The organism is Psychrobacter sp. TWR1-1-1, from assembly GCF_049895865.1.
Lineage (GTDB): Bacteria > Pseudomonadota > Gammaproteobacteria > Pseudomonadales > Moraxellaceae > Psychrobacter > Psychrobacter immobilis_A.
Genome location: NZ_JAFCTE010000027.1, coordinates 1 through 8,478 on the forward strand (window position 1 = coordinate 1; position 8,478 = coordinate 8,478).

The following is an 8,478-nucleotide window of genomic DNA, read 5'->3' on the forward strand; positions in this document are numbered from 1 at the left end:
GTTTGAAGCCTGCGTTATTTTGTTCGAGTAGCTTATCTATGTTTGGCATGGTTCTTAGCTAGTTGTGAATGTATTAGTTATTGTAAAACCCTCTGCTACTTTTGCAAGAGGTCTATTTTGTACAAGGTATCTTTTTAGAAGATATCTTTCTATAAGGCGTTTCCAAATTATAAGGACGAATATTATGAGTACTGATTCTAAAAACAATAATGCTAAAAAAAATAAAAAACCTGTTATCGATAACTCTGAAGATCTAAAAGACAGAATCACTGAGTCCATCGATGCTTTTAAGCTGCGTGCCAACCTTCTGATGGCCAATATAAAAGAAGGCGGGGAGGATGGCTACGATCATTCAACGACCACTGCCGGTGAGAAAGGGCTTAAATCAGGTAAGGTTTCAGAGTTAACGGTTATCGCACCTCTAAAAGAAGGCGGTGCAGAGCGTCTAAAGGAAATTTTAAAAATCGCTGGCGGCAATCTAAAAGGTGCCACGCGGGTTGGGACGTTGCACGATTTGCGCTTTGTATTTTTAGATGATGATACTAGAGTGCTATTTTGTACTGCTTATGATGGCGATTGGGACCCTTATATCGACGACTTTGCAACCAAAATCCCTGAGCTGATGGATATTTTATTCGGTAGCGTTGAAGGTTGGCCTGGCATTAAAGACCCGAGTGTCAAACAGTTCATTTTAGATCATCAAATCACTGCCGCTGGTTGGTATGTAGGAGTTCCGCATCTGACTATTCAAGATATTCGCCGCCAAGACCGCATCGTTAAAGGCATTAATAAAGCGCTGGATGAAGCACAGTCTTAAAGTTTGTGATAAAACAATAAGATATTACTAATTTATGCCATTCTTTTATATCACCATTTTTAAATGGGTTGGGTGATATAAAAGGTAAAGGCAAAGTAAACTCAGACAATGATAAAAATAGGGTTAACAATGAGTAAAAACACTGGAAATAATAATAAAAATGATAGTACTTCAAAAGATAATCATCCTTTAACCAGCAAACTGCATGAATTAAAGGATGACTTTGGCAATCGTATCGTAGATAGCAATGTTGAATCTTGGTTAGCAGATATTAAAAAAGAAGTCGGCGACGGTATCGAGACTTTAGCGAATAAAGCACGCGGCGTCTTTAATCCAAATACCGTCACCATGCAGCTAGAAGACATTCAATCCATTATTTTACGCGACCGACCAACGCCTTATTATGGAACAATCGTTGCGCTGAAAATCAATAATGCAGAAGCTGGGCGCCAACTACTCAAAACCGTTTTGCCTGACGTGACTGGCAGTAAGGCGTGGCATAAAGACATGCAAGCGACGCTATCTATTGTCATGACTTATGATGGTTTAGAGGCGCTCGGCGTGCCGCGGTCGTCATTGGATAGCTTTCCAGAATCCTTTAAAGCAGGTATGGCGAAGCGCGCAGAAAAGCTGCGGGATTTCGATATCAATGCCCCAGAAAACTGGGCTGCCCCTTTTGGTGATAAAGGCGATATCCATGTCGGTGCGGCCATTATTGCTGATAGTAAAGAGAAATGGCAAATAAAGCTAAAGGAGCTGCAAGACAATATTCAGTCGTATATCAATGAAGATAATCCCGCCAATGGCGATATTGAAATTCTTATGGAGCATACTTTCGGTTCAGACAATAACGTCAAAAACGTCTTTGGCTATCGCGATGGTATCAGTAATCCAGAGATTCAAGGCAGCGGTATTCAAACGCCGCCAAGTCTTGACGGTGAGGCGATAGCAGCAGGCGAGTTTGTATTAGGTTATAAGGGCGAAGCGGGCACGATAGCGCCAATGCCGCAGCCAGAAGTCTTGGGCAAAAACGGCTCATTTATGGTATTGCGTGCCTATAACAGTCATGTCGCCGCCTTTAATAAATTTCTAAAAGATAATACGCAGAGTGACGAAGAAGCGGAGTTACTGGGCGCAAAAATGTGGGGACGTTGGCGCTCAGGTGCACCTTTAGTCTTATCTCCTGAGCACGATGATAAGAAACTGGGCGATGACCCCAACCGCAACAATAATTTTGGCTATAAAGATGACCCTTATGGTAAAAAATGTCCATTTGGCGCGCATGCTAGGCGTATGAATCCAAGAGACAGCAAAGACTTTATTTTATCTGATGTGCGTTTGCATCGTATTGTTAGACGCAGCGTTGGTTTTGGTGAGGCATTGTCGCCCGATGTAACTGAGGATGATGGCAAAGAGCGCGGGTTATTCTTTATTGGTATCAACGCCCATGCTATGGAGACCGTTGAGTTTTTACAATCGCAGTGGATCAATGATGGTAATTTTATGAGCTTAGGAGAAGAAAAAGATCCGATGCTTGGTGTCCATCATGGCGATAAAGACGCAGCTGCCGATACCTTTACCGTACCTGCTGACCCTATTCGTCAGCGCTATCACGGTATCGAAACCTTCAATACCTTGTACGGCGGTGAGTATTTATTTATCCCAAGCTTATCGGCATTAGAATGGATTAGTGAATTGTCTTAAAAGTTTAAAAATACCGTTTCATTTACAAGAACAGCTACTTATAAAAAAGGATTGAAAAATGTTAAAAAAATTATTCAAAACTAAATATGTGCCTTATGATGCAAAATATATTCAACTGAGCGCAGAAGACGAACGTAATATCCGCACCATTACCGACGATATTAAAAACTATATCGCTCGAAGTGATAAAGCCAGCAACATCGATTATCATACGCGCGATGCTCATGCCAAAGGCTACTGCGCCCTTAAAGCCAAGTTTGAGATATTAGACAATCTGCCTGCTGAATACGCGCAAGGTTTTTATGCCAAATCAGGCATTCATGATGCCGTTATCCGTTTTTCTAATGGTGCCTCGCGTGTTTCGCCTGATAGTAAGCTTGGCTTAGCGCAAGGCTTAGCGATTAAGGTCTTTGATGTAGCAGGTGAAAAACTCGCGCCAGGCGAAGAAGACAGCACTAACTTTGATTTTAATTTGATCAATCATCCGGTGTTTTTCTGTAATCGAATCGAAGATTATGCTTATATCTCTAAGCTGTTTTTAGAGCTACCAAAATACACTGAAAAAGGCGCAAGAGGTAAAGCGCAATTGGCCTTTAATTGGTTAACCAACTATGGCTCAAGGTTACCGACCAAAGAATCTTTTAAAACCTTTAAAGCAGTTGGTGGATTTACAACGATTGAGCCAAAAAACACCTTACTTTATGATTTCCATTCACAAGGTGTGGTGCGTCATGGCGACTATATGGCGAAGATAAGAGTCACGCCAACCAAAGCAGCGGCTAAAAAAGTTACCCGTCGTGAGCTTGATGTGAATGCACGCGAGGAAGCGATTCGCCCGCTGATTATCGATGAGATACGCGAGCATGATTATCAGTTTGATATCCAAATTCAGCTTTGTCGTCATCTAAAAAAGCAGCCGATTGAAGAGATAACCACCGAATGGAAAGAATCTGATGCGCCATTTGTGACGGTAGCAACGCTGACGATTCCTTGCCAAGATGTGCCTGATGACGGTCATTTTGATATTATGGAAAGCTTGTCTTTTACGCCATTTCGTTGCTTAGAGGAAAACCGTCCGATTGGTAATTTGCAACAGTCGCGTCTAAAAGCATATCAAATAGCCTCGCAGACTCGTCATAAACTGAATGACGTTAAACGCCGCGAGCCTAAGAGCTTAAAAGAAACCTTTGATAAGTCATTCTTTTAACTATGTCTAAATTGAACCTTAAAGCGTATGACCCTTGCCGTCAAATCCGTATTTAAGTTCTCGTTTCTATGCGCATTGGCAGCCACGTTAGCAAACAACTGACTTGGGTATATAAAATAACCCTTAGTCTTAATCGCATCGTCTTTAATATCAGCAGTAATCACGTCATCAGGAAGAGCGGCATAATTAACACTCTCATCCCCCGCCTCAATATAACTGGAGAAGTTTTCACTAATAAAGCGATAGAACAAAGTCCCCAACACATACTGTTTAAAGTCCCACCCATCGACTGAGCCACGAACCTCGTTTGCAATTTGCCAAATTTGTCGATGCAGTTCCGCACGTTGTTGGGTACTTGTCATGATAAAAAATCCTGTAAAAAAATAAGAGACTAAAACTTACGCACATTGTGCCTAACTAAAAATACATTATCCACGATAACCGTCATCATGGGGCGCTAACGCATCAATCTGCTGATTTGAGAACAACTCACGGATGTCATCATCCGTATATTCCGTATCATCAGGTTGCTTATGTTGTCCATGCTCCTGCTCAGTTGGCTGATCATTAGCTTTAACTGCCTCTTCATCTAGGCCAATATCACCCCCCAAGCTTTTCACCATACTTGCAAACAACTCTTTATCTGACTTTCTGGTTAAAAACGCTGGAAAGTTTTTCGCAAAGTAATTTTGAATAAATTTTTCATCCTCACTCTCTCCTGCTAACACTTGCCCTAAAAAAGCGCCCATCAATATTTTTTGTTTGTTTAATCGCTTATCAAGCTTCACTTGCTGCAGCTTTGCTTTACGCTTTAACTCTTCTAACCGTTGACGTTCTTTTAACTCATTAGAATCTTGATTATCAAAAATAGACAGTGGCGCTTTATTATTAGATACTGACACTAGATTTATCCTTATCAATTAAATTTTACTCAGCATAGCAAGCACCTTACTATCATTCAATCACTTGTGATAAGCTTTAACACAATTACATCCTAAACCTTAGATAGCTTAGTTTATTATTTAATGGTGGCGTCTCCCTGACTAAGGGCGAAGTAACGACTCAAAATTCAATCTATCCACTTCGTTACTGTCTTAATTTTGAATCCTTCTTCGTTGGGGAAACCCCAAACCCCGCACACCACGAAAAGCGGTGGTGTGCAAAAAGCAAAAATAGCAGGTGACTTTTTATGACAATGGTACACATTGCAACAAAGGCGATTTCTCGAAAAGCAGGACAGTCGGCAGTGGCGTCGGCGGCCTATCGTGCTGGCGATGTGCTTGATGATGCCAAATATGGCAAGACCCATGACTATAGTAAAAAGTCTGGGGTGATGAGTAGCGATATCGTCTTACCGTTCTCATTAAAAGCGCTAGGAGTGAGTGTGGATAGAGAAACGCTTTGGAATACCGCTGAAGCGGCAGAGACACGTTCGGACAGTCGGGTGGCGCGTGAGTGGCTGATTAATTTGCCTCATGAGTTGTCTGAAGAAGAGCGCCATTCACTGGCTATAAGCTTTGCCCAAAAGCTTTGCGACGATATGGATGTGATTGCGGATGTGTGTATCCATCGTCCGGTGATGAAATTGCCTTTTGATCCTAATGTACCGCCAAGCTCGAAGTATTTGCGTGAGGGTGAGGAGAACCCTGATCCCCGTAATTTTCACGCGCATATTTTAGTCACTACTCGAGCGCCTACCATTGGACCAAATAAAACCTTGGCATTTGATCCAAAGCTTAAGACCCCGTTTGAGTGGTCCAATAAAAAACGTAAGGCGCATGATCTGCCGTCATCGATGCAGGAGATTAAGCGTGTTCGGGAGATGTGGGTAGATACCGCCAATAAGGTATTGGCCGAATATCATCTACCGCTGATGGATGCGCGCAGTTATAAGGATCAGGGGCTTGATCAGCAGCCCACCATTAAAATGGGCGTGGAGGCGACGGCCATGGAGCGCCGAGGCATCACGACCGAAAAAGGTAATACCAACCGTGCCATCAAAGCACGCAACAAATTGGTGGCTGACAACCATATCAAACAGGAGGCAGACAATGAGCGACGAATTAGCGCACTTAGAAACGGACTTGCTTGGGCAACTGAGAAAAATGCAAGACTACCTGGCAGCATTGGAGGCACAAAACAGCGAGCTGATTTTACAAAACAACTCTCTAGAAGCTCAGACAATCTCATTGCATACTGCACAGGACAGTCTCATAGAACGGCAGCTCGAGTTGACGACACAAAACGATGCATTGAAGACGCAAAATCAGGCATTGCTTGGGCAGTTAAACGATGCGAAAACCTACCAAAGTGGATTAATGGAACAGACGAAAGAAGCCAAAAAGCACAACAACGCATTGATCTCTCAAAACAGTGGGTTACTGCAAACACAAAAAGAGCTGCAAACAGCGAATCAATCGCTCAAGACATCCATCGAGACATTGCAGAGCGAGCAAAAGCAGCCCCCAGCCCCTTCGATGACGACGCACGACGAGCAAGAGCTGCTCGACTTGATCGACAGCAAGGACGCATTAATCGAGACACTCGAGAAAACCGTTACGAAGATGAGAGAATCTTTGAGTATGTTGAACGTATGAAGCTGCACTTAGCCATGCGCTTGATACAACGTCATCGTGAGGCGATGGCCATCAACTGGGCGCAAGGAGAAACCGCGGCTGACGCCCCTGATAAATTTGATCAACGGCAAGTGGCGCAACTCAGCGAGTTTGCACAGCGCCATGGTATTGAGGACCACGATAAAGCGGTGGAATTTACCGCGCACTTACGCCAAGTGGCCAAACGTTTTGATTACACGCTGGTTGAAAACAACAAAGCCATTATCAAGCTGTTGCGTGATCCTAACGCTGAACGTGAGCAGTATCTAGCGCTTATCAAGCATTTTACAGATTTCAGAGACAATATCGATCAAAAACGAGCGGCATTTAATACCAGTATCATTGACAAACTGGGCGGTAGCGCAGGAGAGGTTGGCAGAATGACTCGGGACATCATCTCATCATTTAGCTATACAAAAGGATTAACGGATTACATCAATCAGGATAACTACCCAGCTGAGGCAAGAGAGGTTGCTAGAGAACATTTAGCAAATACCTTGGATAAAACCTGTGAGCAGTTCAAACTTGCGTTTCGTGATGTGAACTCGTTACCAAGAACCCAGCGTAAAACCTACTCAGAGGCTCTTAAAACCACTCTAGAGACGTTTACTAAGCAATATGACGGAAAGCTGTCTGAAAGCCAACACAAAGCAATACAGAGCGGTCTAAAGTCTTATCAGTATCAATTGGATAAAGTTAATACACCCAGTCGGGGATTTAGTCCCTAATCTAATCCTAAAAAACTGTCAATGAAGGAGATATCACTTAAGTACAATATTTCGTTTAAGTGATGCTTTTTTTACTTATCCACAGAATTTTTTATCAACCGTTTCTTTGAAGGGTTTTATTTACTCCTGTTTACTCCTGTTTACTCCTGTTTAAGAGCTTTTTTTCTTCTTTATAATCAATATGTTGCATAACAAAAAAAGAGTAAATGAGCCAAAAAAAGAGTAAATGAGCCAAAAAAAGAGTAAATGAGCCAAAAAAAGAGTGATTTAAAGATAGCTATTTATTTTACTATTTTTATGATAGTTTATGTCATGTGAAATTACAGTAAACGTAGAAATAGTGGAATATAAAATGGAAAGTAACTTAGTAGTACAGTCAAATGATTTAGTTCTTGCTACTTATACGATGACAACAAAAGAAAAAGAGCTTTTACTAACTTGTATTAGCCAAATTGATAGCCGACCTGATGCCCCAAATATCAGTAAACAAACTAAATTTACTATTACTGCTGACGAAATAAAAAAGCTTTTTTATCGTGATAGCAACGCAAAAAATATCTACCGTGATATTGAGCAAGCTAGTAACCGCTTGTTTGAAAGGGAAGTTAGTATCGCACTGCCGGACAATGAAGTATTGCGTACTCGCTTTGTTAGTAGTGCTCTATTTAGCCCAAATACAGGCAAAATTACGCTAACTTTTGCAGAGGATATATTGCCGTATTTGACACAATTGAAAGCAAATTTTACTAAATATAAGTTGTTAGAGATCAGTGAGCTATCAAGCATACACTCAATACGCTTATATGAATTAATAGTATGTTGGATTGGACAGTATCAATACAGTAAGGCGTATGAACTTGAAGATTTTAAATATGTCATGGGTATAAAAGGCAAGTACAAGCAATTTAGTGAACTTCGGAAATATGTGATTGATAAAGCATTAGAAGAGATTAACGAAAGTACAAATTATAAAGTTAGTGTGGAATATAAAAAAAAGAGTAGAGGTAAAGGTTACGAGGGATTAACGCTCAAATTCCATCGGAAAACATTAGACAAACTAACCAGTGAAGATGGCACTCTGTCACAAGCTACCATACAGTCTATTGTTGATAACGTGCAGTTTATGAATGACTATAATAATCATCCAGGCCTAAGTTATGACGGCAAAATGCAAAATGAGGCATTTAAGCGCGAAATGATAAATATTATACAGCGAGAGCCTGAAAGCTTTAACAAGCCCAATAAAGGGTTAGAGAGCTATCTGCCAAAGGTTAAACACTAATATTTTGAGCCCATCCCATATTCTGTGTAACTGCCCTTTAGATTAAATGCTTACTGATACGGTCATCAAACATAATCATAAAACGATTCAGAGCAGACGTCCAGTTACGGATTGGCATCGACCAC

General features: G+C 41.4%; 6 protein-coding genes and 1 pseudogene. 5 read left to right on the forward strand and 2 right to left on the reverse strand.

Annotated features, from left to right (window positions below; genetic code table 11):
* Positions 1-184 precede the first annotated feature (184 nt).
* The 3 genes from ACP69U_RS13245 (at position 185) to ACP69U_RS13255 (ending at position 3,728) form a co-directional block, all read left to right on the forward strand.
* Positions 185-817 carry a hypothetical protein gene (locus ACP69U_RS13245; protein ID WP_223808438.1) on the forward strand — a complete coding sequence of 211 codons (633 nt, stop codon included), beginning with the start codon at positions 185-187 and terminating at the stop codon, positions 815-817.
* A 129-nt stretch (positions 818-946) separates the two neighbouring features.
* Complete coding sequence (locus tag ACP69U_RS13250) at positions 947-2,521, forward strand: Dyp-type peroxidase (protein ID WP_083499711.1); 1,575 nt, start codon at positions 947-949, stop codon at positions 2,519-2,521.
* Positions 2,522-2,579: 58 nt separating this feature from the next.
* Positions 2,580-3,728: a catalase family protein gene (locus tag ACP69U_RS13255; protein ID WP_248957068.1), complete on the forward strand. Its 1,149-nt coding sequence runs from the start codon at positions 2,580-2,582 to the stop codon at positions 3,726-3,728.
* A gap of 35 nt (positions 3,729-3,763) precedes the next feature.
* Here ACP69U_RS13255 and ACP69U_RS13260 read toward each other — a convergent pair.
* Both ACP69U_RS13260 and ACP69U_RS13265 read right to left on the reverse strand, forming a co-directional pair.
* Positions 3,764-4,090: pseudogene (locus ACP69U_RS13260) on the reverse strand (type I restriction-modification system subunit M N-terminal domain-containing protein); the annotation flags it as partial.
* Between the two features lie 66 nt (positions 4,091-4,156).
* Entirely contained in the window at positions 4,157-4,630 is a 474-nt protein-coding gene (locus ACP69U_RS13265; RefSeq protein WP_426138767.1) for a hypothetical protein, read from the reverse strand.
* Between the two features lie 287 nt (positions 4,631-4,917).
* Between ACP69U_RS13265 and ACP69U_RS13270 the strand changes: the two genes are divergently transcribed.
* Positions 4,918-7,071, forward strand: coding sequence for a MobA/MobL family protein (locus ACP69U_RS13270; protein ID WP_426138768.1), 2,154 nt, complete (start codon positions 4,918-4,920; stop codon positions 7,069-7,071).
* Between the two features lie 307 nt (positions 7,072-7,378).
* Positions 7,379-8,353, forward strand: a complete 975-nt coding sequence (locus tag ACP69U_RS13275; RefSeq protein ID WP_426138769.1) for a replication initiation protein — start codon at positions 7,379-7,381, stop codon at positions 8,351-8,353.
* Positions 8,354-8,478 lie beyond the last annotated feature (125 nt).

Coding starts and splice junctions, on each gene's coding strand:
- ACP69U_RS13245 (WP_223808438.1), top strand. CDS start 185: ATGAGTACTGATTCTAAAAACAATAATGCTAAAAAAAATAAAAAACCT.
- ACP69U_RS13250 (WP_083499711.1), top strand. CDS start 947: ATGAGTAAAAACACTGGAAATAATAATAAAAATGATAGTACTTCAAAA.
- ACP69U_RS13255 (WP_248957068.1), top strand. CDS start 2,580: ATGTTAAAAAAATTATTCAAAACTAAATATGTGCCTTATGATGCAAAA.
- ACP69U_RS13270 (WP_426138768.1), top strand. CDS start 4,918: ATGACAATGGTACACATTGCAACAAAGGCGATTTCTCGAAAAGCAGGA.
- ACP69U_RS13275 (WP_426138769.1), top strand. CDS start 7,379: ATGTCATGTGAAATTACAGTAAACGTAGAAATAGTGGAATATAAAATG.